Here is a 26,010-nt window from a genome sequence, read left to right on the forward strand (position 1 = left end):
GGGCCCCACTATTGCAACGGGACGCGGGTTCTGCGTGCCCTCACGCCGTCCAGACCCCATCCGGGAGGGATGACCCCAGTGCGTGGAGCAAGCTCGAGGATCGTCGTGGGTGGCGGGTTCTACGGAGCCGCCCTGGCGTTGGAGTCGGCCCGCCGGCACGGGCACCGCACGGTGCTCGTCGAGCGCGGCCCCTCCCTCCTCGGACGGGCCTCCTACGCCAACCAGGCCCGCGTCCACCACGGGTATCACTACCCGCGCAGCGTCGTCACCGCGGCCCGCTCGCGGGTCAACCTGCCCCGGTTCCGGCGGGAGTTCGCCGACGCGGTCGTCGGTGACTTCCGCTCTCTGTACGCCATCGCGCGCGGCTTCTCCAACGTGAGCGCCGCCCAGTTCGAGCGCTTCTGCACGCGGGTGGGCGCGCCGCTCGCCCCCGCGCCGCCTTCGCTGAGCCGGCTCTTCGATGCCGAGCGCATCGAGGCGGTCTTCCTGGTGGACGAGCCCGCCTTCGACGCCACGGTCCTGAGAGACGGGATGATCGCCGCCCTGGACGCCGCCGGCGTGGAGGTGCACACCGGGAGGGAGGCGGTGCGGGTGCGCCCGGGGTCGGGGCTGGAGGTGGACGTGGCGGACGCCGCCGGGCACGAGCGCACGCTGGGGGCCGACGAGGTGTTCCTGTGCACCTACGCGCGCACCAACCATGTGCTGGCCGCGTCCGGTCTCCCGCGCATCCCCCTCAAGCACGAGATCGCCGAGATCGCCCTCATCGAACCCGCCCCCGAGCTGGCGGCGTTGGGCATCACCGTCATGTGCGGCCCGTTCTTCTCCACCATGCCGTTCCCCGCGCGGGGACTGCACTCGCTCAGCCACGTGCGCTACACTCCCCACGCGGCGTGGACGGAGGGCGACGGCACCGAGGCGTGGGAGGATCCCTACGCCATCCTGGAGGGATACGCCCGTCGCAGCCGCGTTCGCGAGATGATACAGGACGCCCGCCGCTACGTGCCGGCCCTGGCGCAGAGCCGACCGGCGGACTCGCTGTGGGAGGTCAAGACGGTGCTGCCCAAGAACGACGTCGACGATGGTCGCCCCATCCTCTACCGCGCCGACCATGGGCTGCGCGGTCTCCACGTGATCATGGGCTCGAAGATCGACAACGTGTACGACGTGCTCGAGGCGGTCGACGCGCCGGTCGTGGAGGCCCGCGGGTGAGCCGGATCGACGCCTTCGTCTCGGTCATCGTGCCGCTGCGCGACGATGCCGATATCCTCGCCGCCGTCGTGGCCGAGCTGGACGTTGTCCTGTCGGACCACTATCGCCACTATGAGATCGTCCTCGTCGACGACGGCTCCACGGACGGCACGGTCGACGCCGCCCAACGCCTGCTCGACACCCACCCCGACCTGCGGCTCGTCCGGCTGTCCCGACGGTTCGGACAGGAGATCGCCATCTCGGCCGGGTTGGACACGGTGATCGGCGACTACGTCGTGGTGCTGCTCCCCGACTCGGATCCCCCCGACGTGATCCCGGACATGGTGGAGCAGGCCCGCCAGGGCGCCGGGGTCGTCTTCGGGGTGCGGCGGAGCCGGGCAGGGGAGCCCTGGCTGCAGCGACTCGGGGCCCGGTTGTTCTATGGACTCGCCGGCGGCCTGCTCGGGATCTCGATCCCCCGCGATACCACCCACCTGCGCGTGCTCAGTCGTCAGGCCGTCAACGCCCTGACGCAGATCCGCGATCGGTCGCGCTATCTGACCACGCTGAGCGGCTACGTGGGGTTCCTGAACCAGGCGTTCCTCTACGATCCCATCCAGCGGCGCACACGGCCGCGCCGTAAGACGCTGCTCCAGAGCCTGCGCCTCGCGGCCGGCATCGTGGTGGCCAACTCCACCCGTCCGCTGCGGATCGCCAGCGTGCTGGGCCTGCTCGCGGCCTTCGTGAACGTGCTCTACATGGGCTACATCGTGGGCGTGCTGCTCATCAAGGACCGCGTGGCCGAAGGGTGGGTCACCCAGTCCGCGCAGACGGCGGGGATGTTCTTCTTCGTCTTCCTCATCCTGGCAGTGCTCTGCGAATATGTGGGCCGTCTGCTCGACGAGGTGAAGTCCCGCCCGCTCTACTGGGTGCAGGACGAGCGCCAGGGTACGGCTGTCCTGGGAGAGCGCACCCGCAACGTGGTCTCGGAATCCACGGTGCCGTGAGCTCCTCCGCCTCGCCGCCCCCCGCCGACCGCGCGCACTGGCAGATCCCGCAGCACGACACCTGGGTGCGGGCACCCAAGGCGCATCGCTACGCGCTGTGCGTCTTCGTGCTCAACGAAGGCGAGCGCATCCACCGGCAGCTCGGGCGCATGCGCGAGGCCGCCGACCTCGTGGACCTCGTCATCGCCGATGGCGGCAGCACGGATGGATCGTTGACGCCCGAGCGCCTGGAGGGCACGCCCATCCGAGCCCTCCTGACCAAGCGCGACAGCGGTCGTCTGGGGGCGCAGATGCGCATGGCCATGGCGTGGGCGCTCGCTGAAGGGTACGAGGGCGTGATCGTCATGGACGGGAACGACAAGGACGACCCCGCCGCCGTGCCGCGCTTCGTGGCCGCCCTCGACGACGGGGCCGACCACGTCCAGGGCTCGCGGTGGGTGCCCGGCGGCCAGGCCATCCGCACGCCCCCGCTTCGCTGGGTGGGGGTCCGGTTCCTGCACGCGCCGCTGATCAGCCTTGCCGCGGGCCGCCGCTACACGGACACCACCAACGGGTTTCGCGCCTACAGCCGTCGCTTCCTGACGGATGCGCGGGTGGCGCCGTTCCGGGACGTCTTCGGCGGGTACGAGCTCCACTACTACCTGGCGATCCGCGCCGGAGAGCTGGGCTTCGACGTGCGTGAGGTCCCGGTCACGCGCGCCTATCCCGCCAAGGGACCCACACCGACCAAGATCACGCCGATCCGGGGCAGCCTGACGGTGCTCGAACGCCTGTGGTCGGCCTGCCGGCATCGCTTCGATCCGGAGCCGGGCTCCCCCCCACCACGGAGGTCCGCGTGAGCGGCCGTACCGCGCTGATCGGTTCGACCGGGCTGGTGGGAGGCACGCTCCTCCGCCAGACGGACTTCGACGACCGCTTCCATTCCACCGACATCGAGCAGATTGCGGGGCGTGACTACGGGCTCGTCGTCTGCGCCGGCGCGCCGGCCGTGAAGTGGAAGGCCAACCGCGATCCGGATGCCGACCGCGCCAACCTGGATCGCCTGATGGATGCATTGGGCCGCGCGCACGCCGACCATGTGATCCTCATCTCCACCGTCGACGTCTATGCGCAGCCCGTGGACGTGGACGAGGCGACGCCTGTGGACGGCGTGCCGAATCACGCGTACGGCACGCATCGCCGCGCGCTGGAGCGCTTCGTGGAGGGGCGGTTCGACAGCACGATCGTCCGTCTGCCCGGGCTGTTCGGGGCCGGGCTCAAGAAGAACGTGATCTACGACTTCCTGCACGGGAACCTGCTGGACCAGGTCGATGCCAGGAGCGTGTTCCAGTTCTACGACCTGGAGCGGCTGTGGGCGGACCTGCAGGCCGTGCGCGCGCTCGGGCTCCCGCTCGTGAACCTGCCCACCGAGCCGGTCTCGGTCGCGGACGTGGCCGCGCACGGGTTCGGGCTCCGCTTCGACAACCACACGGAGGCGGGGCCCGCGCGCTACGACATGCGGACCCGACACGCGGCGGCCCTGGGTGGTGCCGACGGCTACCTCGAGGACGCCCCCACCGTGCTGGAGCGCATCGCGCGGTACGCCGCGTCGGAAGGATGGGTGCGGCCGTGAGGGTGAGCGTCTCCAACATCGCCTGGGCCCCGGAGGACGATGCGCGTGCAGCCGACGTGCTCACGAGCCTCGGGGTCGAAGCGGTTGAGGTGGCGCCCACGACGCGGTGGGCCGACCCGGCCCGGGTGCCGCCCGACGAGGCCCGCGCCTACCGCGCGTCGTGGGCCGAGCGCGGGCTGGAGGTCTCGTCGTTGCAGGCGTTGCTGTACGGGCGTGACGATCTGAAGCTGTTCGCGGACGAGGGCGTGCGCACGGCGCTGCATGCACACCTGGTCGGCGTCGCGCGCCTGGCGGCCGAGCTGGGCGCCGGCCCGCTGGTGTTCGGGTCGCCGAAGAACCGTCTCAAGGGCACGCTGAGCCCGGCCGAGGCGCGGGGGCTGGCCGTGGTCTTCTTCCGCGACGTGGCCGAGGCCATCCAGCCGCTCGGGACCGTCCTCGTGCTCGAGGCGAATCCGTCGGAGTACGGCGCGGATTTCGTCACGCACACGCACGACATGGTCGATCTGGTCGAGGCCGTGGACCACCCGGCCTTCGGAGCCCACCTCGACCTGGGCGGGATGCAGATCGCCGGCGAGCCCGTGACGGAGTGGGTGGCGCGGAGCGCGCATGTGCTGCGGCACGTGCACGTGAGCGAGCCGTACCTCGCGCCGGTCGGTGCGTCGCGCCTGGACCACCACGCCGTGGCGGACGCCCTGCGGCACGTCGGGTACGAGGGCTGGATCTCCATCGAGATGCGGCGGGACGCCGAGCGCGATCCGGTCGACAGCGTGGCCGACGCGGCGCGCCGCGTCGTGGCCGCCTACGGGGAGCCCCGGTGAGCGCACCGGGACGCTCGGCGCGCGGAGCCGCCGGATGGGCCGCGCTGCTGGTGCTGGGCCACGTCTCGGCGTTGCAGCTCGTCATCCAGGGGACGCCGCAGCGCTTCCCGCACTACCGCACCTGGGAGAGCCTCATCGCGGCGCCCTCCTGGGTCCCCACGCTGATCCTCGCCGTGCAGGCGGCGGTGGTCGGGATCGGGCTCCTGCAGCGGCGTTCCGCGCTCGGTGCGGCGCTGCAGCCGCTCGCCACGCCACGGGGCGCGGTGCTCATCGCCGCGCTCGTCGCTCTGAGCGCCACGGTCGCGCGCGACCCGGTCGGTTGGGTCCAGGAGATGGTCTTCTCCTCGTTCCTGCAGGCCGTGGCCTTCGGCAACGTGATCGTGCTGGCGCTGACGCTGCCATTGGGCACCGGCGCGGGTCTGGCCACGCTCCTCGATCGCGATGCCGGCGGTGCGCCCCGCTGGCGGCGGGTCGCGCTCGGAGCCGCGGCTGCCTTCGCGTTCGGCGCCAGCGCGCTCCTCGCGCTGCTGGCCTACCAGCGTCACCCCCACGTTCCGGACGAGCTCGCCTACCTGCTGCAGGCCCGGATGTTCGCCGCGGGGCGCCTCTGGATGCCGCCACCGCCGGTACCGGAGGGCTTCGTGGTGGACCTGATGATCTTCGAGCCCGACCGATGGTACTCCACGTTCGCGCCCGGCTGGCCTGTGGCGCTGGCGGTGGGGACCTTGCTGGGCGCGGCGTGGCTGGTCAATCCGCTGCTCTCCGGCCTGAACGTCCTGCTGGTGGATCGCGCGCTGCGGCCGTGGGTGGGGGAGCGTGCGGCCCTGCTGGCCGCGCTGCTCTACGCGGTCTCCCCGTGGACCCTGTTCCTCGGGATGAGCTTCATGAGCCATCCCTTCACCCTCGCCTGTGCGCTCGGTGCCGCCCTGGCCGTGGAGCGGCTGCGGACGGGGCGGCTGGGATGGGCGCTTCCCGCCGGGGTCGCCATCGGCCTGGTGGGGCTCACGCGTCCGCTGGACGGTCTCGCGCTGGCCGTGCCGTTGGGGCTGCGGGCCCTGGTCCGGGACGGCCGCCTGCAGCCGGTCCGGGCGGGGCTGCTGGCTGCTGCGACGGCGGTGGTGGGCGGGCTCACGCTGCCCTACAACCGGGCGCTGACCGGCGACACCGGCACCTTTCCCGTCATGCGGTTCTGGGACGAGGCCGCCTGGCCCGGGGTCAACGCGCTCGGCTTCGGTCCCGATCGCGGCCTGGGGCCCAACGGGCTCGACCCGTTCGCCGGCCACGGCCCCCTGGACGTGGTCCTCAACGCGAACCTGAACCTGACCCAGCTCAACGTGGACCTGTTCGGCTGGGGTGTCGCCTCGCTGCTGCCCCTGCTGTGGCTCCTGATCTTCGGGCGGCTGCGTCGCGGGGACGGCGTCCTGCTCGGCTTCCTGGTGTGGGTCGCCGGCGTGCAGAGCCTCTACTACTTCAGTGGCGGGGCCGACTTCGGAGCCCGCTACTGGTACCTGGGGGCGGCGCCCCTGTACGCCCTCTCCGCGCGGGGCCTGCAGGAGCTGGCGCGCGCGGTGGCTCCGGCCGCGCACCGCGTGTCCACCCCGGTGGCGGTGCTGGCCGTCATCGCGCTGATCGGGTTCGTGCCCTGGCGTGCGCTGGACCGCTACCGCGGGTACCGAGGGATGGAGGCCGGCGTGCGGACGCTCGCGGTCCAACGGGACTTCGGGCGCAGCCTCGTCCTCGTCCAGGGTCGGCGGCATCCGGACTACGCGTCGGCCGTGGTCTACAATCCCCTGGACCTGCAGGCCGACGCGCCCATCTACGCGTGGGCACGCAGCGACGACACCGTGGCGCGGCTGCTGTGGGAATACCGGGACCGACCGGTGTGGGTGCTGGACGGACCGACCCGCACCGGGGCGGGCTTCGAGGTGGTCGCCGGCCCGACCCCGGCCCGCACCCTCCTGGCCGAGCGAGGGATCCAGACGCGTCCCGACCCCGGTGGTCCGCTGGACGCCCGGGCAGTGCGCCAGACGGTCCCGACGGCGGCGCCGCTGGGCAGAGGCGGGCGCTAGAACCGCCGGGCCTGGGGCACGCCCGGGCCCGGGGGCGTTCGGCCCCCGGGCGCGCGTGTTCGCCCGGTCTGCGTCAGCCGCCGTCAACGGCCCCTCCCGCAAAGACTTGCGGGCCTGCGGGAAACATACGTAGTATCTCTGGGTCGTCCCCCGGTCGACCCAGCCCCCCCAGCGGAAATCGGTTCGCTCACCCCCCGCCGGGTCGACCCTGCTGCCAGCGCCGCTCCTCGTCAGATCGGCGCGGGCAACAAAGGAGCACCCATGGCCGGGTCCGTCCTCGCGCCTCCGACGCGCGCGCCCAGCGCGCCGCCGGAGCGGCCTGCCGCGCCCCCCCTGGTTTCCGTGGCTCCGCCGCTCGTGCGGTGGGGCCGTCACCTGGCCACGGCCGGTTTGTGCGGGTTGGCTGCGTTCGCCCTGTTCGCGATCCTGTCCGGGCGGCTCGATCCGCGCCTCCTCGAGCGGGCCACGTTCGACGTGTGGTTCCAGGCGGACCTGACGCGCGTCTTCGAGGACATGACCCAGCGGTGGGTGGGTCACGCCCGCACCTCGCACCATCCGGCCTTCCCCCTGCTCGCCTACGCGCCGACCTACGCCCTGCGCACCGTGCTCGGGCTCGAGCCCGCGCTGGCCGCGCGGCTCGTGGTCGCCTCGGTCGGCGCGCTCTGGACCGTGCTCCTGTTCCTGTCCCTGCGGCTGATGGGCCTCAACCTCGCCGGGAGCCTCCTCTTCACTGCGGCGGGCGCGACCAGCGCCTCGGCCCTGGCGTGGTTCACCGTGCCGGAGACCTTTCCCTTCGGCTCGCTCGCCATCGCGTTCGGCGTCTTCACCGTGGCGGCCGGCGCCAGGCGCCTTCGGCGGGGCGAATGGGACGTGCTGGCCAGCGCCGCCATGCTGGCGACGACGAAGACGAACTGGGTGATCGGAATGGTGGCGTCCCTCGCCCGCCACGGCTGGCGCGCCGTCCCACGCATCGCGATCAACGCATTCGCACTCGTCGTCGTGCTCTGGTCGGTGCAGGACTGGATCTTTCCGGACACCACCTGGTTCCTGGCGCGGGGTCGGAGCGAGACGGCGGCGATCCTGCCCTCCGACGCCCTCGGCTTCCTGGGCGTGGCGCGCAGCCTGTTCGTGCACACCCTGGTGTTCCCGGCCATCGCCGTGATCGATTTCCCCAACGTGGGGGAGTGGCCGCTCCTGCTCACCCAGCGGGCCGGGATCGGCTCCGCCGGGCTCCTGGGGCTGCTGGCTTCGCTGGCCTGGATGGCGCTGCTGGTCCTCGGGGTCGTGCACGGTCTGCGCTCGCCGCGCCACCGCCGCCTGACCGTCTTCCTGCTCCTGGCGCTGCTGTCCCAGCTGGTCCTGCACGCGGTGTTCGGAGACGAGACCTTCCTCTACTCCGCGCACTTCCTCCCGCTGCTGGTGGTCCTGGCCGCCCTTGCGACCCGGGGTCCGCGCCCCCGGCTGGTGCTGGCGCTGGCCGCGCTGGCCCTGGTGGCCGGGGGCATCAACAACCTCACGCAGTTCAGCCGGGCCGCCGGGTTCCTCGACGCATGGGCGCCCTACCACCACAGCCTGCGGGCGGCGATGGAGGAGCGTCCCGGCGACGACTGGCAGCGCCCCGAGTCCGATCGCTTCTCCGCCACCGAGATGCTGGACGGAGCCTGGTACGGGCCCGGCGGCAGCGCCTATCCGGTGGCCGGTACCTTCGGGATCACCGTCTGGGTGCGTGATCCGGTGACCGGAGCCCGCATCGCCTCCAGCAACGACGTGCCGCTCGAGCAGGTGCGCGAGGCCTCCTTCGGTCCGGAGTTGCTCCCGAGGGGATGGGAGGTGACCACGCCGTGGTACCGCGCGCGCTGGGAGGCGGTCGGCCCGCGCGACCTCACGCTGGACCTGGAGCCCACCGACGCCCCGCTGGAGCTGGTGGTGCGCGGCTCCGCGCCGCGTGACGCGGGCCCGCTACGGTCGCTGGAGGTGGTGGGCGATACGCTGATCCTGAACGAGCGCTGGCGCCTCGCGCCCGTGGACGGGCCCGTGCACCTCGGGGTGGAGAGCCCCGGGTGGCAGGAGGCTCCCGGGAGCCTGCGTCGGGTGGAGGACCCCGGTGGGTGGGCGTACGCACGGATCCCGCTCGGCACGGGGGCACGCCACGTGCGGGTGTGGGACGCCGAGGGGCGGGGCCCGGTGGGCCGCGTCCTGGCGTGGATCCCGGAGCGGCATTGAAGCCACGGCCCGGTCCGTGGCATCTTGAGCCGACTCCCCCGCAGTCCAAGGAGCAGTGGTGACGTCCCGACCCCCGACCGGTGGGCCCGCGGCTGGACGCGGTCCGCTCCGTTGGCTTCTCCTCGCGGCGGGCGTGGTCTTCGTGGGCTGGCTCGTTGCCGCCTACGGGATCGCGCCTCGTCTGATCCGCTCCGCGTATGCGGGCGAGAGCCTCCCGATCTTCAACCGCTTGATCGGGGGTCAGGGGCGCAACGACGTCGACGTCTACCTGACCCTGTGGAGCGCGAGAGCCCGCCAGGGCACCCTGCTGCTGGGTGCGGCCCTCCTCGGCGGGCTCGCCCTCGTTGCGTTCCGCGGCCCGGCGGACCGGCTGCGTCGCCGCCTCCTGCAGTCCGGGCCGACGGTCGGCTTCGGCACCACGCTGGTGGTGGCCGCCTGGGTGGGCTTGCTGTGGGGCCTGCTGGAGGCGCTGGGCCTGGCCTTCAAGGTGCGCAGCGAAGGCATCTTCGAGTACTGGTCCAACCCGGACTTCTGGTGGATGACGCCGACCGCCTCCGCCGTGCTGTCGCTCGGGGTGGCGGGCACGCTCTTCCTGCTCGCGGGGGGCCGGCGCGGGGGGCTGTCCCTGCGGGTCATCGTGCTGGTCCTGGTGGCCATCGGCACCTGGAGCGCCGTACGGGCGCTCCAGCTGGGCATCCACTCCGGCATCCTGTGGATCCTGGCGGCCGGGCTGGGCGTCCACCTCTCCCGGGCCGGGCTGGAGGAGCCGCAGCGCGTCCTCCGCGTGGTCCGGGCCACGACACCACCCCTCGCCCTCGGCGTGCTCGCCCTCTTCCTGCTCCACCAGCCGCTGGAGCGATGGCGCAGCGCGCGAGGGCTCGAGGCGCTGCCCGCGGCCCCGCGCGGCGCGCCGAGCATCCTCTTGCTGGTCCTCGACACGGTGCGACCGCAGAACCTGTCCCTGTACGGCTACGTCCGCGCGACCACGCCGGGATTGGAGGCGCTGGCGGCACGGGGTCAGGTGTGGGACCGCGCCTTCAGCACCGCGCCGTGGACGCTGCCGTCCCACGCGGCCATGATGACGGGGCACGGCTACTCGGACCAGTCCGGCAACTGGGCCGCTCCGCTCGACGACACGCATCCCACCCTCGCCGAGTTGCTGTCGCAGCGCGGGTATGCATCCGGCGGCTTCGTGGGCAACCTGCTGTATACGAGTCGGGCTTCCGGGATCGATCGGGGCTTCCTCACGTACGTCGATCACCCGCCGAACTGGCGGACCTGGCTCTACTCGCAGCGCGCCATGTTCTGGCTCGTGAACAAGGTGCGCGAGCGCATCCCGGGCGGGCGCGTGGGCTTCGACCGCAAGCTGGCCTATGAGGTCAACGACGAGTTCCTGGCCTGGGTGGACGATCTCGAGGCCGAGCGACCGTTCTTCGGCTTCTTGAACTACTTCGATGCGCACATGCCGTACGAGTACGCCTTCCTGCGGGAAGCGGCCGAGATGGGCGTCGAGAGCCCCAGGGATTCGGTCATGGTGGAGCCCGGCCGCTGGCGCGCGCTCACGCGCTCCGAGCAGCAGGAGGTCGACATGTATGACGGGTCGATCCTCTCCATGGACCGGGCGTTCGCCCGCCTGCTCGAGGAGCTCGACCGGCGCGGCCGCCTGGAGAACACCATCGTCGTGGTCACGGCGGATCATGGAGAGCATTTCCACGAGCGGTCCATCATCGACCACGCCAACAGCCTGTACACACCGCTCGTGCACGTACCGCTGCTGCTGGCGGGGCCCGGAGTGCCGGAAGGGCTCCGGTCCGAAGCCACCGCCACGCTGAAGGACCTGCCCGCGACGGTACTGGCGCTCCTCGGGGAGGAGAACGTGGCCTTCCCCGGACACTCGCTCCTGGCCCCGCGACCGGGGCCGCAAACGGCCCTTTCGGAGGCGATGCCCAGCTTCCTCGTCAACCAGGTCGGGCCGATCCGCAGAGGACCCATGAAGTCCATCGTGGTGGACAACCTGCACTACATCCTCAACGGGGACGGGGTCGAGGAGCTCTACGATCTGGCGACCGACCCGTGGGAGGAGCGGGACCTGATCGCCGTGGATACCCTCGCGGCCCGTCTGCCCGGGCTGCGGGCGCACCTGCGGGCCGCGCTGGTCAAGCAGGGCGCGGAGGGGTCGGGGTCGCACTGAGGCAGAAGCGACGGATCCGCCGCCGGGATCCCGGGCGTGGTGCCGACGTGCGGCGCACGTCCGTCCGTTCGTCGGGACGGGCGGACCCGCGGCCTCAGCGCACCTGGGCCCACTTCAGGTAGAAGCCCGGGAGCGGGACGATCCGCGAGCGTGGCGGCCGCACGTCCTCCGGATCGGCGCGCCGGATCCAGAGCGCGCGGCTGACGTTGAGCTCGGCGCCCAGGTCCACCTCGTCGAAGGTCTCGACCTCCAGCCCGATCGGAGCGCGCAGGATGAGCGCCGAGCCCACCCCCGCCTCCTGCGAGGCCGTGACGTTCCACAGCCCCAACCCGACGAAGCCCTGTACCCGACCCTGGCCGATGTATTGCTTGCCGGATACGGCCACGCTCACGTCCCGGAAGGCCCACGTGCCGAGGTCGACCTCCAGTGCGGTCCGGTTCCAGACGTACTCCACGCTGACCCCCACGAGGGCGGTGCTCCCGAAGGTCAGGCCGATCCGGAGGCGCTCCGGCTCCCCGTCCTGACCCGACAGCGCGGACGGCAACGCCAGCAGCCACACCGCCCAGCCCCCCCACAGGGCACGGCGCACCGTCGCGCGGGCGCTCACGCGGAGGCCTCCCGCGCGAGCAGGCGGGCCAGCTTGACGATCGACAGCGGGGAGGAGCCCTCGGCTTTGTTGTTGACGATCACGTACGCATCGCGGTCTGCGTCCAGCGCCTCCCCGACCAGGTCGGCGATCCAGCGGCGGGCCGTGACGTCCTCGGCGACGAGCGCGTCGAACGGCGCGTAGCGGTCGCGTGCGTCCTCGTAGGAGAGACCGTGACCCAGCATCCAGCGGACCACCAGCGGGCGGCCCGACGCCATGGACACCTGTGCCTGTTGCTGACGCAGCGGCGGCATGGTGGGATGCACCGTGAAGGCGTGCACCGCGCCGTACGCCTCGAGCGCATCGCGATACGCGGCCGTGAGGAGGGCAGGGGTGCGGACCTCCACCGCCACCGTGAGGGCTGAAGGCATCCGCGCCAGGAACTGGCGGAGCCGGCCCGCGAACGCGCCCGGTCCGCCCACGATGGCGGGATCGAGCGGCGGGAACTGCAGCAGCAGCACGGCCAAGCGGGCGCCCAGGCCCGACTGCACCGGCTCGACCACCGCCCGCCGCGCGTACTCGGCATCCAGGAACAGCGGGTTGGCCGAGTGGATGCCGCCCCGGGCCCGCACCCGCTGTTCGCGCTCGCCCGGTGGCGGCGGGGCCCCGAAGGGGTGATCCGGTCCGGCCAGGTGCGGGATGGTCAGGCGACGGTCCGCCTTGACCACGAAGCGGAAGTCCGCCGGAACCGCGTCGGCGTACTCGCGGAACGCGAGCGTCGGCAACGGCTCGTAGAACGTGCGGTCCACACCCACCGCGCGGAGCAGCGGATGTCGGGCGTACGGCTCCAGCCCCTTGCGGGCGAGCAGGGATTCGGGGGCCCTGCGATCGTAGACGATCCCGGCCCAGCCCGGGAAGGACCAGGAGGAGGTGCCCAGGCGCAGCCGCGGAGGCAGACGCCCGGCCAGCTCCTGCAGCTCGGGGCTCGCCGGTGCGGGCGCCACGGCGGAGCGCTCGAGCGCGGCGTGTTCGCCGGAGAAGAGGTCGGTCTGGGATCGGTGCACGGCTGAAAGCTACAGGAGCCAGGCGTCCGTGCCACCCGGGCCCGGGCGGCCGGGAGCGGGCGGGGCGTCCGCCGAGCGGGCGACGGCGAGGCCGCCGCCCGGGGCTCCGCGCCGGACGCTCAGAACGCCTTCAGGTAGGTCAGCTTCACCACACCGGTCCGCCGGTCCCAGCGGCTCTGGCGGGGGTCCTGCAGCGCCCCCGTACGATAGCCGGTGTCCAGGACCAGGAAGAGGTCGCTGCCCGGCGTGTGGATCCAGTCGATCCGGATGTTGGCCTGGAGGACGTGCGAGACGTCGTCGTACTGGATCAGCCCGTTGGCGAACAGGTTGCGGCTGAGCGCCCCCAGCAGGTCCACGCCCACCAGCGTCGTGTTGAACGCGCCGTCGGGGACGGGGAGGTCGATGCGGTTGTGGCTGCTGTTGATCCCGACCGTGAGGTGCGGGCCGGTCTTCCAGGTCACACCGCCGGACACCTCGGTCCGCGTGCCTCCCCAGAACTGACCCACGGTCACGCCGCCGCTGCCCGACCAGGCCCGACTCTCGTTCATGCGGAAGCTCAGGTCGGCGCTCGTGAAGACGTAGTCGCCGATGGGGAGCGTCCGGGACTGGATGCGGGCGGGCTCCTCCAGGATCTCGGTTCGCCGACGCAGGTTGAACATCACCCAGTCCCCGCTCTGGAACGTCAGCATGTTGTGCGAAAGAACGCTCGTGCTCTGCTCGTCGCCGTCCTGGCCCGTGATGTAGTCGCCGGTGACGGCCATCGTCAGGCGGCGAGCCCACCGGCTCGACTCGAACCGGGGAAACCAGGCCGCACTACCGCTCGTGCGCCGCATGTCCCGTCGCTGGACGAATCCGAGCGCGGGATCGTAGTCCGCATCCACGGACGTGTAGCTGCCACCGACGGACGCCGTGGCGCTACGCAGGTCGAGGGAGGCGGCACCGGCGGAGCTCGTGCCCGCTCCGCTGTCCCAGACCTGCGAGAACCAGCCGTCGAACGAACTGGAACCCGCGAAGCGCACCTGGAGATCGGCGCCCCCGAGACGATTGTGGGTGCCGTCGCTCTCCAGCGTGGTGAAGATCGCGCCGGCGGTCGTGCGGGGCAGCACGTCCGCGCGCACGCGCACCACCGAGTTCAGCCCGCCCGGCAACAGGGTCCCCGACGGATCACGGGCGTCCCCCGTGGCGAGCGCGAGCGCCCCGACGGACAAGGGACCGACCTGGCCCGTGACCCGGCTGCCGCCGCGGATGTCGTTCGGCAGTCCGATCCTGCGGCTGAAGAAGGCCTCGGTCTGCCGCGCGGCGCCGAACTGGAAGAGTCCCTGGCGCTCCAGGAAGAACTCCCGCTTCTCCGGGAAGAACAGGCTGAAGCGCGTCAGGTTGATCTGGACGTTGTCCGCCTCGACCTGCGCGAAGTCCGGGTTGACCGTGACGTCGAGCGCGAGGCTGGACGTGATCGCGTACTTGAGGTCGCCGCCGAAGTCGGAAAGGGTCTGGGTCCCGGAGCTGGCCAGGTTCTGGCGTCCTGCGATCGCATAGGGCTTGAGCTCCATGTACCGGCCGCGACGAAGCGACTCCAGACCCTGCAGCGTGGCGTAGCGCGAGACCTGGAAGATCCCCGACCGGTATTCCTGGCCGATGTGCGGCCAGGTGACCTCTTCGTTCTTGCGACGGATGGAGCGGTAGAACGCCACACCCATCTCGGGGACGGCGTCGTCGCTGAACCGGATGGTGGTGAAGGGGATCTCCACCTCGAGCACCCAGCCCTCGTCGGTGATGCGGCCTTCGCTGTTGTAGACGCCCTCCCAATCCCAGTCGGACATGGCCATGCTCTCGTCCGAGATCAGCGCGTCCCCCTGCGTGCCGAACGGGTTCAGCTCGAAGATGTAGGCGTTGCGCCGGTCGTGGTACGTATCGAGCGCGATGATCACCCGGTCGTCCTGGTCGATCCGCCCTTCGCGGTGCAGGATGCTGCGCCGGATGTTGGCGGGGTCCGAGTCCCGGAGAACGAGTCCGAAGTAGAGCGCGGTCTCCGTGAACGCCACCCGCACCTCGGAAGGCTCGCTGGCGGAGGCGCCGTCCACGGGCTCCCGCTGCCGGAAGTCCGTGACCGGCGCGATGCCCGCCCAGAAGGGTTCGTCCAGCACGCCGTCGATCGTGGGCGCCTCGGCGATGCGCACGGCGTGCAGCACCGGAGCGGCCGGGGCCGCCGTCCCGACCTGCGCCTCCGCCCGCGCGCCCCCGAACAGCATGAGGACCGCGCAGACCGCCGCCCGTGCTCCACCCCGCATCGTCACCTCCGCCCCTCGGGGCTCAGAATCCGGTCCCGGGCCAGGCGGCCTCGAGACCCACGTAGAAACGGCGTCCCGGGCCCGGCTCGTAGTAGCGGGCGCCGAACGCGTTGACCGACACGGCGGACGCGTAGACGCGGTCGAAGAGGTTCGTGACACCCGCGAAGGGGGTCAGCGCGGCCCTCCCGACGGTCCACGCGCCACCGTCCACGCCGCCGCGCACGTCGATGAGCGTGTAGGCGTCGGAGAACTGGCTGTTGGCGTCGTCCACGGCGATGCGGTCGGCGTACTCCGCGTGCACCTCCACGAAGCCCACACCGCCCGCGGCGCGCAGCAGGCCGTCCAGGCGGTGAGGCGCCGCCCCCGGGATGACGTTGTCCGTGAAGTCCTCCGTGTCGGTCCGGAACTGCTGGTAGCGTCCGTCCAGGTAGGAGTAGGTCAGGCGCCCGGAGAGATGCTCGCCGATCCGACCGTGCACCAGCGCTTCGATGCCGTAGTAGCGGGAGCTGCCGGCGTTGCGGAAGAAGCGGCGGCCCGGCTCGCTCGGGACCTCGAAGGGCACCAGCTCGTCGTCCAGGGCGGTCCGGAACAGCGCGAGCTGCCAGGCGAGGGTGCGGCCCACCCACCCCCGCGCGCCCAGCTCCACCGACACTGCGGTGGTGGGGTCCACGTCGGCGTTGAAGCCGCCTTGTCCGTCGGGCCGGTTGGCCAGCTCGGTCGTCGTCGGCGTCACGAACGAGGTGGCCACGTTCCCGTACACGGAGAAGGTGCGATCCGACTCCCAGCGTACGCCGACCGCCGGGCTCAGCGCATCCATCGTGCGTTCGCCCGAATCGTCGCGGCCGTCCGAGAGGAAGCGGTCTTCGACATCGAAGGTCGTGCGGTCGTAGCGCAGACCCCCGGACACGAGCCAGCCCGCACCGAGCTCGAGCAACGCGTTCGCGAACACCCCTGTGCCGCGGACGGACTCGACCTGGTCGAGCGCCAGCGCTCCGGCCGTCCCGCCGTCGTTCTCGTAGTTGAGGCGGGCGTCACGCTGGAGGTCCAGCTGGCCCCCCAGGCTCCAGCGCAATCCACGCGCGACCGACGCCACCCGATCGCTCAGCTGCGCCGAGAGGCCGCCCGCGCGGCGATCGAGGTCGATCACGACGGTGGTGATGGGGTTGTCGAGCGCGCGCGTGATCCCGTACCCGCTCACCTCGAACGTGCGCTCGCCCTCGAGCTCATGCGTCCAGGAGAGTCCGGCCTGGGCCTGGTCGATCTGCTTGGACGCGCCTTGGAGGACGTTGAAGCGCAATGCCTCCCGGCTGCCGGAGCGGAACACGGAATCGGCGAGGGAGCCAGGGTTCTGCGCGTCCATGCGCGTGAAGTTGAAGGACGCCCGCAGTCGGTCCCGGGCCCCCTGCCAGTCGAGCGTGGCGTTGGCCTGTGTCTTCTCGGAGTGGCTGAAAGACGCCTCGGGCTCGAGCGGGTTGGGGCGGAACCCATCGCCCTGCGTGCGGCCCACGGCAGCGAGCCACCCGAGCGTGCCGGTCCGGCCCGCGGCGGTGGTGTGGCCCGTCCACTGGCCGTTGCTGCCCCCGACGAGGCGTGCGGTCTGCTGGTACGGCACCGTCTCGGGCGGACGTCGCGACTCCAGGAGCAGGACGCCACCGGCGGCGCTGCCCCACAGCATGGACGCGGGCCCGCGCAGCGCTTCGACCCGGCCCAGGGAGCCGAAGTCGACGTGGTCCAGCGTGGCCTGTCCGTCCGCGATCGTGGCCGGGACGCCGTCGACCAGGACCTTCACGCCCCGTACCCCGAAGGTGGCGCGCGACCCGAATCCGCGGATGGAGATGCGCTCACCCACCGCGTCGTTGAAGCGGTTCTGGATCTCCACGCCGGGCAGCCCCTCGAGCATCTCGTCGAGCGAGCCGGCGGCCTTGGCGCCGAAGAGGTCGGCTCGGCCCAGCGCGGCGATCGAGTAGGGAGCCTGATTGGCCCGCACGGGCGTGCGCAGGAGCTCGACGACGAGCGAATCGAGCTGGTAGGCGGAGACGGTGTCGCCGCCGGGGACGGTCGCCGGACGGGGGGTCTGTCCGGCCAGCGGGGCGGTCGTCGTCAGGACGAAGGCGAGGGAAAGGGGTGCGAGGGGTGCGCGGGTACCCAGACGAGCCTCCCGGTTGAGGATCCCGCCGGCACCGGGGAGGGGCGGCGGACGTCTGGAAGCTACGATCCGCGACCGTCCGGGACTACCGTGTCGCACGCACGCACGCGGTCCTCGAGGCCCAGCCGGACGTTCTCGGCACGGAGCGCGTGGAGCGGGGCAGACTACCGCGGAGGATCCGAGGCCACGACCTGCACGTCATGATGCGCCCGCCACGCGTCGAGCGGGATCCGCACTGTCGCGGGCTCGGCGTCCGCGCCCTCGACGGTCACGCGGAGTGCCGTATCGGTCGGAAGCCCACACACCAGGTAGAACCCATCCGGGTCCGGCGTGGCGAGCACACCGGACGCGGCCTCCTGCAACACGCCGCGGGTCTGGACACGGAAGTCCGACCAGTCCACGCGGACCCGGGCGTCGGGCGCCGCGGATCCGTCCGTCCAGCGCACCCACCCCATGAGCGCCGCGGTCCCCGACTCCAGCCCCTCCTCGCCACAGCGCTCGGCCACGATCCGGCGGGCCGGCGGCGCGCTCAGGTCGAGGTCCACGACGCCCTGGGCCGGCACCAGGATCTCGCGCGGGGGAGACCGGAATCCGAGAGAGTCGAGGCTCGGGTGGGAGAACGTGACGGCGTACACGCCTTCCTCCAGGCCCGTGGCGCGGTAGCGCCCACGTCCGTCGGCGACGACGGTGTCCTCCCGGCCCCGCAGCATGATGCGGGCATCCGCCAGCGGGCGGGCGCCACCGTCGGTCCGCACGACGCCCTGGACCGCGCCCCCCTCGAACTCCATCACGATGCGGCCGGCCACGGTGGCGATGCGTCTCACCTGCGCACCGGTCTCCCGGATCCCGATGACCTGCCGACCCCGATTCGCTTCGTTGCGCCGATCGAAACCCACGATCGGCATGCGGATCCACCACTTGCGGATGACCCACGGCCCGCTGGGCAGGGCTGTGAACTCGACGCGACCGCCGACGTTCTCGCGCTCGATGGCGGGATCGATGTTCGCGTAGCGCCACTCCAGGATCCGGAGCTCGCTGCTGGCGGGATCGAGCCAGAGCGTGCCGACGACCTCCGAGACGCGGCGTCCGTCGACGGGTTCGAAGCCCAGCCCCAGCAGGCCTTCCGTGTCGCGCCGGCCGCGGCGCAGGCGGAAGCAGTGCGTGTCCAGGAAGGCATCGGAGAGGAGCACGTCGGCGTCGGGGCCATAGAACACGGTGACGTCGCCGTCCTCCACCACGAAGCCGTCCTGGATCAGCTCGGGCGCGGGTCGGCTGACGAAGGTGCGTTGCCTGGACGTGCGCTCGTAGCGCACGCGTTCCCGCTCGACGCGGCGGGCCTCCCGATCGAGGTCCCGCTCGAGGTGCGCCAGCTCGTAGCGGAACACCCCGTGCTCGCCCGTCCACGAGGCTGCGGCGAGCGCCTTGCGGACCTCCTCCCACACCACCGCGACGGCCCGACCGTCTTCCGGGTTCACCTCGCAGCGCGCGTCGCTCTCGACGTCGATCCCCTCCAGCACGATCGCTTCCACCGTGGCGATGAGCTCGACCGCCACGGTATCGGCCGGGCCCAGCGCGAACTCGGGATGGAAGGTGCTCGCGTGTCCGATGCGGTCCGCCCGCAGCCGGTAGCGGCCGGGGGCACGGTGCTCCATGAGGAAGCGGCCGCTCTCGTTGGTCAGCACCTGGAAGGCGGCTCGCCCCTCGGCATCGACGAGCACGACCATGGCGCCTTCGATGGGGTCTCCGGTCCCCGCCTCGCGCAGGATCCCGCGGACCACCTGCGCGGCGGCCGGGGGAGCAGCCAGCGCGCCGAGAAGACCGATGCCCGCCAGCAGGGCCATCCGGGGGATGGGGCGCAGCGGTCGCATGATGGGCGATGCTCCGTTCGGTGCTCCGTTGAGCCGCCTGGGGGGTAGCTCTACATTCCTGTGCTTCCGCGGGAATCCTCTCCCGAGGAGACCGCCGGTAGCTACCCGGGCCGGTCCGGCCCGATCCCTCCATCCCGGTCCACCATGCGCACAGGCCCGCTCTTCGCCACTGCCCTCGTGGCCGCCGCCACGCTCTCCGCGTCGGAGCCGGCCGCGGGTCAGGGCCGGGGCTACCGGCCCTCGGACTACTACGACCTGGTCACGGTGGGAGACGTGCAGGTCTCGCCGCGCGGCACCCACGTGGCCTTCGTGGTGACGACCGTCGTGGAGGAGGAGAACCGCCGCCACCGCGAGATCTGGATGCAGCGGCTCGTGGAGGGCCGTCCGGACGGCGACCCCTGGCGCTTCACGGGTCCCACGGAGGACGCCACGGAGCCCGTGTGGTCTCCCGACGGCGCGCTCCTGGCCTTCCAGTCGCGACGGGGGGAGGACCCCAACCCCACCTGGTTCCTGCGGGTCGACGGCGCGGGTGGAGAGGCGTTCCACATCGAAGGGGTGGAAGGGACGCCGGTGTGGTCTCCCGACGGCAGCCGGATCGCCTTCGTGAAGGCGGAAGACGGTCCCTCCGGGGAGCGGGCGGGATGGATCGCACCCGACGCCGTGACGGAGACGCTCGATCCGCAGCGGTTCGACGGACGGGTGGTGACGTCGACCCGCTACAAGCGCGACGGCACGTTGACGCTGCGACCGCACTGGAGCGTCTCGCCCAAGGGGCAGCTGCACGTGGTGGCGGCCGCCGGTGGGACCGCGCGCCGGCTCACGGACGTCGCCTTCGACGTCGGCGCGCCGCTGTGGTCCGAGGACGGACGCTACCTGTACTTCGCGGGCGACGCCTCCCAGGACGACGAGACGGGCACCGACCCCACCGGGGATCTGTGGATCGTCGCCGCGGATGGTGGTGGCGTGCGCCGCCTGACCACGGACCCGGGGGCGGAGAGCGCGCCGGCCCTGTCGCCCGATGGGCGCTGGCTGGCCTGGCTGGCGACGCCGGCCCGCGGGGCCCAGACCGACGTGTGGGTGGTGGCGGTCGACGGCGACGGGACCTTCCGCGGCGACCCCCGCAACCTGACCGACACGTGGGATCGCGATCCCGGTGCACCCCGCTGGGCGGCCGACGGCCTCCGCCTCCGCTTTCCGGCGCAGCTCGGCGGGGACGTCCACCTGGTGGAGGTCCCGGTATCGGGCGGCGCCGTCCGGACCGTGACGTCGGGAGAGCGACAGTTGTCGTCCATCAGCTTCTCGGCCGACGACGGCGTCATGGCCTACGCGGTCACGGACGCGGTCACCCCGACGGAGCTGTTCGTGGCGCGGGGTGATGGCACCGCGGAGCGCCGCGCCACCGGCTTCAACGACGACTGGCTGGCGCGGGTGACGCTCCGGCGGCCCGAGCGCCTCGCGTTCCGGGTGCGGGACGGGACCGAGGTGGAAGGCTGGATCGTGCCTCCGGTCGGCTACCGGGAAGGCAGCCGCTATCCGTTGATCCTGAAGATCCACGGCGGACCGCACTCGGCCTACGGCAACACGTTCTTCCCCACCTTCCACGTCCTGTCGGCCGCGGGCTTCTTCGTCCTGTACACGAACCCGCGTGGATCGTCCGGCTACGGTCACGATTTCCAGTACGCGACCCGGGGCCAGTGGGGCGTCGTGGACAAGGAGGACTATCTGACCGCTGTGGATCAAGCGCTGGCTCGCTATCCCGACATCGACCCCGAGCGCCTCGGGGTGTCGGGCGGCAGCTACGGCGGCTTCATGACCAACTGGCTCACCGCCACCACCAACCGCTTCGCTGCGGCCGTGACCTCGCGCTCCATCGTGAACTGGGAGAGCTGGTACGGCAGCTCGGACGCCCAGGGCCTCACGGAGTACGAGTTCTTCGGCCCGCCCTGGGAGCAGCGCGAGCTCTATCGCCGTCTGTCCCCGATCTCGTACGTCGAGAACGTTCGCGCCCCCACCCTGATCATCCATTCCGAGAACGACTATCGGACGCCGATCGGGGACGGGGAGCAGTGGTTCATGGCCTTGAAGAAGCGGGGCGTGCCCACCGAGCTGGTGCGGTACCCGCGCTCCTCGCACGGCCTCTCCCGCACGGGCGAGCCCTGGCTGCTCGTCGATCGCCTGGAGCGCATCCGCTCGTGGTTCGAGCACTTCCTGGGCAGCGAGACGGTGCGGACCAGCGACGCGCCCACGCACTGACCGGACGTGCGCATCGTCGATCGAACCCCCGGGATCGCGGCCGGTCGCTTCGCCGCTCGCCGGGCGCGCATCCTGGAGGACCTGGGCCCGTCCGCCCTGGTGGTGCCGGCCGGGCCGTCCCGTCTCAAGAACGGCGACACCGAGTACCGGTTCCGCCCCGACAGCGAGTTCCTGTGGCTGACCGGCTGGGGCGAGCCCGAGGCCGTGTTGGTGCTGCGAGGTCACGCGGCGGAGGACCGCTGCGTGCTCTTCGTTCCGCCGCGGGTCCCTGAAGCCGAGCTGTGGACCGGCATGCGCCTCGGGGTGGACGGCGCGTGCGCCGAGCTCGGGGCCGACGCGGCGTTCCCGGTCGACGAGATGGACTCCCGTCTCGCAGATCTGCTGGACGGGGCCGAGCACGTGTACGTCCGTCTGGGCCGGGAACCGGCGCTGGACCGGATCGTCGTGGCCACCCTCGGTTCCGCCCGGGCGCGAGCCTCGCGCACAGGCGGTCGGCCGGTGGGCGTGCTGGACCCGGGCCTGCTGCTCGACGAACCCCGACTCGTGAAGGACGAGGACGAGCTCGCGCTGATCCGCACGGCGGCCGCGCTCACCGTGGAGGGCTTCCGCGCCGCCCTTCCGCGTGTGGCAGCGGGCGTGGGGGAATGGGAGATCCAGGCCGCCCTGGAAGGGACGTTCCTGGCGGGAGGTGCCTGGGGACCTGCGTTCGGTACCATCGTGGCCGGAGGCGCGCACGCCTGTACGCTGCACTATACGCGCAACGACGCGCGCCTTCCGCAGGACGGGTGGGTGCTGATCGACGCCGGAGCGGAGGTGGCCGGGTACGCCGGGGACATCACGCGGGCGTTGCCGGTGACGGGGCGTGGCACCCCCGCCCAGCGCGACCTGCACGACGTGGTACGCGAGGCGCGGGATGCTGCGCTCGCGGTGGCCCGTCCCGGCGCGACGATCGACGACGTGGAGCGTGCGGTGCGCGACCGGCTCGAGGCCGGGCTGGTGGAGCTGGGACTGGCGTCCCGCGCCGACGCGGAGCAACGCCGCGCCCGCCTGGGGCGCCTCTTCCCGCACAAGTCCGGACACTGGCTGGGGCTGGACGTACACGACGTGGGACTCTACCGGGTGCACGGTGCCGCCCGGACGCTGACCCCCGGCATGGTCTTCACGGTGGAACCCGGCCTGTATGTGCCTGGGGACGACGAACAGGCGCCGCCGGAGCTGCGGGGCGTCGGCATCCGCCTGGAGGACGACGTGCTCATCACCGCGGAGGGGTGCGAGAACCTGACGGCCGCGCTCCCCATGGACGTGGACGGCCTGATCGCATTGCGGGAGGGGGGCACGGCGTGAGTCCGACGGGCTTCATGGAGCAGCTCCGCCGCCCCGGCCCGCTCGTGGCGGTCGAGCTGCGGCCGCCGCGCAGCGGGCTCGACCCGGCGGAGAGCATGGACGTGTGGATCGACATGCACCACACGCTCCAGGCGCTGACGCGGGCGGGTCGGCCGGTGCTGATCACCGACAACGCCGTGGCCGTCGAAGAGGAGGAGAACCTCGCGCACCTGACGGCCAACCTTCCGGCCGACGTGACCCCCAGGGGCATCGCACCGTTCCTCACCTGCAAGCACACGCTGGAGTATTGCCTGCTCTACGCCTCCCGGGCCGCGTCGCACGGCTTCGAAGCGCTGACGGTGCTCGGGGGAGACCGCTTCGGCGGACCGCCCCGCTGTGTGCCGCATGCGTACGAGCTCCGGCAGCGGATCCGCGAGGCCGTGCCTTCGCTCAAGCTCGGGGGCTGGATCAACCCGCACCGCGACATCGAACAGCAGGTGCGCTTCGCCCTCGATCCCCGGTTCACCGCCGACTTCATCCTCACGCAGGTGGTGTCGCACCACTCGCTGGATCGGGTGGAGGCGGTGCAGGAGGGCCTGCGGGCCGCCGGCGTGGACCTGCCGGTCGTGTGGGGCGTCTTCCTCTACCGGAGCGCGAATCCCCGGACGCTGGCGCGCCTGAACGAGTACTTCCCCGTGCCGGCCGAAGCGCTCACGGACGAGTTCGCGACCGGGGTCGGCGCGGAGGAGCTGGCCGGCCGGACGGTGGCGGCGCTGCGCGGGGTGGGCGCCGACAAGGTGTACGTCTCCAATCTGGGATTTCGCGGCGCCGAACGGACCCTGAAGAAGGTGCTGAGCCAGGTCTGAGCGTGGGGCCCCTCCGGTCCGGCCCCCTGCGGGCCCCGGGCGGGCCGCGTGTTGACGGATCCGGTCGGATCCCCCGAGGATGTCCGGGTTTGTCCACCCCAGCCCAGGACGGAAGCCTCGTGCCGACGGACATCGAGATCGCCCAATCGCACGCCCTCAGGCCCATCACCGACATCGCCGCCCGCCTCGGGCTGGGCCCGGACGACATCGAGCCCTACGGGCGCACGAAGGCCAAGGTCCCGATGGCCGCCGTCCACGGCCGTCCCGACCGCAAGGGCAAGCTCATCCTGGTGACCGGCATCACGCCCACCCCGGCCGGGGAGGGGAAGTCGACCGTGTCGGTGGGGCTGGCCGACGCGCTGGCGCTCCGTGAGCGCAACCCCGTGCTTTGTCTGCGCGAGCCTTCGTTGGGGCCGGTGTTCGGGATCAAGGGAGGCGCGGCCGGCGGCGGATATTCCCAGGTCGTCCCGATGGTGGACATCAACCTGCATTTCACGGGGGACTTCCACGCCATCACGTCGGCGCACGCGCTGCTGGCGGCCCTGCTCGACAACTACATCTATCGCCCGAACACGGCCGGGATCGATCCCCGCCGCGTGGTGTGGCCACGGGCTGTCGACATGAACGACCGCGCGCTGCGCCAGATCGTCATCGGTCTCGGAGGCACCGCGGGCGGCGTGCCGCGCGAGAGCGGATTCGTGATCACGGCCGCGTCGGAAGTGATGGCCATCTTCTGTCTGTCCCGCGACCTGCGCGACCTGGAGCGCCGGCTGGGCGAGATCATCGTCGCGTACACGCGAGACGGCTCACCGGTGCGCGCCGCGGAGCTCGACGCTCCCCCGGCCATGGGCATCCTGCTCAAGGACGCGCTCCAACCCAATCTCGTGCAGACGTTGGGCGGCACCCCGGCGCTCGTGCACGGTGGGCCCTTCGCCAACATCGCGCACGGCTGCAACTCCCTGATGGCCACCGAGGCCGGACTTCGTCTCGGCGATGTCGTGGTCACCGAAGCGGGGTTCGGCGCCGACCTCGGTGCCGAGAAGTTCTTCGACATCAAGTGCCGCTTCGGCGGTCTGGAGCCGGCGGCGGCCGTGGTGGTGTCCACCGTCCGCGCGTTGAAGATGCACGGCGGCGTCCCGCTGGCGAACCTGGGCGCCGAGAACGCGGAGGCGGTGCGCAAGGGCGTCGTCAACCTGCTCGGCCACGTCGAGAACGTGCGGAAATTCGGCGTGCCTCCGGTGGTCGCCATCAATCGCTTCACCAGCGACACCGACGCCGAGGTGCGCGAGATCATGGCCGCGTGTGCGGCGGCGGGCGTTCCCGCGGTGCAGGCGGATCCCTGGGGCGGCGGGGGCGAGGGCTGCCTGGACCTGGCGGATGCGGTCTGGGACACGGTCCAGGGAGGCACGGCGGCCTTCAAGCCCCTCTATCCCGACTCCCTGGGGCTCGCCGCGAAGATCGAGACCGTCGCCAAGGAGATCTACGGTGCCGACGGCATCGACCTGCTGCCCGCGGCCGCGAAGGACATCGCGCGGCTGGAACAGGTCGGACTGGCGCACGCGCCGGTCTGCATCGCCAAGACGCAATACTCGTTCTCGGACGATCCCAAGCGCCTCGGCCGACCCCGTGGCTTCCGCATCACCGTGCGGGAGGTCACGCCGTCGGCGGGGGCGGGATTCGTCGTGGCCAAGACGGGGGACATCATGACCATGCCCGGTCTGGCCGCGACGCCCGCGGCCGCCGGCATGAGCCTGGCCGAGGACGGCACCATTCGCGGGTTGGCGTGAAGGCCGACCGGGCCCCGCGGTCGCTCAGCCGACCGTGGGGCCCGGTCGCCGCCGCCGCAACGACGTCCACGCCGTTCCCAGGGCCAGCAGCCCGAAGAGCACGTCCGCGGCGCTGGTCTCCACCTCCAGCCGGCGCCAGACGCCGCCGTCGCGTACGAACCCGCGCGTGAACTCGTGCGCCAGCGCCTCGCGCTCGTCGGTGCTCAGCGTGCGGACGTGGTCCTGCCCGAGCGTGAGCATCTCCAGCCAGAGAACGTCGGGAACGGTGTCCCCGGGCTCCAGCGAGGCGAGCGCGGTCTGGACCTCCGTGGGCACCCTCCCTTCGCGTTGCAGCTGCCAGAACGCCACGCCCGCGAGCGTCTCGGTATCGTCGACGATCATGTGCGAGACGCCGAAGTCGGGCACCAGCTGCGCGGTCAGCAGCGTCCCCACGACGAGCCCCGTGAGCGTGAGGACGGCCCCGGCTGCGCCGAGACGCGGGGAGCGGTCGCCGGTCGCGAGTGCCATGGCGCCCGCCACGAGCCCCCCCACCGGCCAGGCCAGGACCGCGAGGTTGCGGCCCGTGAACGACACCGCTGCCGCCCACAGGCAGCCCCCCACCAGGGCGGCGATCAGCCCGGCGACGAGGGCGGGAGCGAGAGCGAGCTCATGGGTCTGCGGTCCGACGGAGCGGACCGGCAGGACCGGGGGGCGCGAAGGCACCAACGATGGTAGACCACAG

18 protein-coding genes are annotated in these 26,010 nt (G+C 72.0%); 12 read left to right on the plus strand and 6 right to left on the minus strand.

The window, feature by feature from the left end; all coding sequences use genetic code 11:
* The first annotated feature begins 69 nt into the window (after positions 1-69).
* The 8 genes from R3E98_05360 (at position 70) to R3E98_05395 (ending at position 11,108) form a co-directional block, all read left to right on the plus strand.
* Positions 70-1,209 (plus strand): FAD-dependent oxidoreductase, encoded by a 1,140-nt coding sequence (locus tag R3E98_05360; protein ID MEZ4422814.1) that lies wholly within the window; start codon positions 70-72, stop codon positions 1,207-1,209.
* Complete coding sequence (locus R3E98_05365) at positions 1,206-2,195, plus strand: glycosyltransferase family 2 protein (protein MEZ4422815.1); 990 nt, start codon at positions 1,206-1,208, stop codon at positions 2,193-2,195. Before R3E98_05360 ends, R3E98_05365 begins: the two co-directional genes overlap by 4 nt.
* A complete protein-coding gene (locus R3E98_05370; GenBank protein ID MEZ4422816.1) occupies positions 2,192-3,034 on the plus strand; it encodes a glycosyltransferase family 2 protein in 843 nt (280 codons plus the stop codon). The genes R3E98_05365 and R3E98_05370 overlap by 4 nt, the downstream gene beginning before the upstream one ends.
* Entirely contained in the window at positions 3,031-3,807 is a 777-nt protein-coding gene (locus R3E98_05375) for a pyridine nucleotide transhydrogenase (GenBank protein MEZ4422817.1), read from the plus strand. The genes R3E98_05370 and R3E98_05375 overlap by 4 nt, the downstream gene beginning before the upstream one ends.
* Positions 3,804-4,625: a sugar phosphate isomerase/epimerase family protein gene (locus tag R3E98_05380; GenBank protein MEZ4422818.1), complete on the plus strand. Its 822-nt coding sequence runs from the start codon at positions 3,804-3,806 to the stop codon at positions 4,623-4,625. The genes R3E98_05375 and R3E98_05380 overlap by 4 nt, the downstream gene beginning before the upstream one ends.
* The gene (locus R3E98_05385; GenBank protein MEZ4422819.1) at positions 4,622-6,694 is read left to right on the plus strand and encodes a hypothetical protein; all 2,073 of its coding nucleotides are present in this window, start codon (positions 4,622-4,624) and stop codon (positions 6,692-6,694) included. The genes R3E98_05380 and R3E98_05385 overlap by 4 nt, the downstream gene beginning before the upstream one ends.
* Positions 6,695-6,955: 261 nt before the next feature.
* Entirely contained in the window at positions 6,956-8,917 is a 1,962-nt protein-coding gene (locus R3E98_05390; protein MEZ4422820.1) for a hypothetical protein, read from the plus strand.
* A gap of 58 nt (positions 8,918-8,975) precedes the next feature.
* A complete protein-coding gene (locus tag R3E98_05395) occupies positions 8,976-11,108 on the plus strand; it encodes a sulfatase (protein ID MEZ4422821.1) in 2,133 nt (710 codons plus the stop codon).
* Positions 11,109-11,202: 94 nt separating this feature from the next.
* On the opposite strand, the gene R3E98_05400 is transcribed toward R3E98_05395, so the two are convergent.
* The 5 genes from R3E98_05400 to R3E98_05420 all read right to left on the minus strand — a co-directional run bounded on the left by R3E98_05400 (position 11,203) and on the right by R3E98_05420 (position 19,060).
* A complete protein-coding gene (locus R3E98_05400) occupies positions 11,203-11,715 on the minus strand; it encodes a hypothetical protein (protein MEZ4422822.1) in 513 nt (170 codons plus the stop codon).
* Entirely contained in the window at positions 11,712-12,758 is a 1,047-nt protein-coding gene (locus R3E98_05405) for a DUF72 domain-containing protein (protein ID MEZ4422823.1), read from the minus strand. The genes R3E98_05400 and R3E98_05405 overlap by 4 nt, the downstream gene beginning before the upstream one ends.
* A gap of 119 nt (positions 12,759-12,877) precedes the next feature.
* Entirely contained in the window at positions 12,878-15,046 is a 2,169-nt protein-coding gene (locus R3E98_05410; GenBank protein ID MEZ4422824.1) for a DUF5916 domain-containing protein, read from the minus strand.
* 22 nt (positions 15,047-15,068) lie between these two features.
* The gene (locus R3E98_05415; GenBank protein MEZ4422825.1) at positions 15,069-17,291 is read right to left on the minus strand and encodes a TonB-dependent receptor; all 2,223 of its coding nucleotides are present in this window, start codon (positions 17,289-17,291) and stop codon (positions 15,069-15,071) included.
* A 65-nt stretch (positions 17,292-17,356) separates the two neighbouring features.
* Complete coding sequence (locus R3E98_05420) at positions 17,357-19,060, minus strand: carboxypeptidase-like regulatory domain-containing protein (GenBank protein MEZ4422826.1); 1,704 nt, start codon at positions 19,058-19,060, stop codon at positions 17,357-17,359.
* A gap of 144 nt (positions 19,061-19,204) precedes the next feature.
* Here R3E98_05420 and R3E98_05425 point away from each other — a divergent pair, with 144 nt between their 5' ends.
* The 4 genes from R3E98_05425 (at position 19,205) to R3E98_05440 (ending at position 25,289) form a co-directional block, all read left to right on the plus strand.
* Positions 19,205-21,313, plus strand: coding sequence for a S9 family peptidase (locus R3E98_05425; protein ID MEZ4422827.1), 2,109 nt, complete (start codon positions 19,205-19,207; stop codon positions 21,311-21,313).
* A gap of 6 nt (positions 21,314-21,319) precedes the next feature.
* Positions 21,320-22,657 carry an aminopeptidase P N-terminal domain-containing protein gene (locus R3E98_05430; GenBank protein ID MEZ4422828.1) on the plus strand — a complete coding sequence of 446 codons (1,338 nt, stop codon included), beginning with the start codon at positions 21,320-21,322 and terminating at the stop codon, positions 22,655-22,657.
* Entirely contained in the window at positions 22,654-23,502 is an 849-nt protein-coding gene (locus R3E98_05435) for a hypothetical protein (protein MEZ4422829.1), read from the plus strand. Before R3E98_05430 ends, R3E98_05435 begins: the two co-directional genes overlap by 4 nt.
* A gap of 119 nt (positions 23,503-23,621) precedes the next feature.
* A complete protein-coding gene (locus R3E98_05440) occupies positions 23,622-25,289 on the plus strand; it encodes a formate--tetrahydrofolate ligase (protein MEZ4422830.1) in 1,668 nt (555 codons plus the stop codon).
* Positions 25,290-25,313: 24 nt separating this feature from the next.
* Here the strand turns inward: R3E98_05440 and R3E98_05445 are convergent, their stop codons facing one another.
* Positions 25,314-25,991 carry a hypothetical protein gene (locus R3E98_05445; GenBank protein ID MEZ4422831.1) on the minus strand — a complete coding sequence of 226 codons (678 nt, stop codon included), beginning with the start codon at positions 25,989-25,991 and terminating at the stop codon, positions 25,314-25,316.
* Positions 25,992-26,010 lie beyond the last annotated feature (19 nt).

It is taken from the genome of Gemmatimonadota bacterium, from assembly GCA_041390125.1.
GTDB lineage: Bacteria > Gemmatimonadota > Gemmatimonadetes > Longimicrobiales > Gaopeijiaceae > JAGQIF01.

Excerpts from the sequence above, each read along its gene's own strand:
- R3E98_05390 (MEZ4422820.1), top strand. The coding sequence starts at position 6,956 with ATGGCCGGGTCCGTCCTCGCGCCTCCGACGCGCGCGCCCAGCGCGCCG.
- R3E98_05360 (MEZ4422814.1), top strand. The coding sequence starts at position 70 with ATGACCCCAGTGCGTGGAGCAAGCTCGAGGATCGTCGTGGGTGGCGGG.
- R3E98_05410 (MEZ4422824.1), bottom strand. The coding sequence starts at position 15,046 with ATGCGGGGTGGAGCACGGGCGGCGGTCTGCGCGGTCCTCATGCTGTTC.
- R3E98_05420 (MEZ4422826.1), bottom strand. The coding sequence starts at position 19,060 with ATGCGACCGCTGCGCCCCATCCCCCGGATGGCCCTGCTGGCGGGCATC.
- R3E98_05425 (MEZ4422827.1), top strand. The coding sequence starts at position 19,205 with ATGCGCACAGGCCCGCTCTTCGCCACTGCCCTCGTGGCCGCCGCCACG.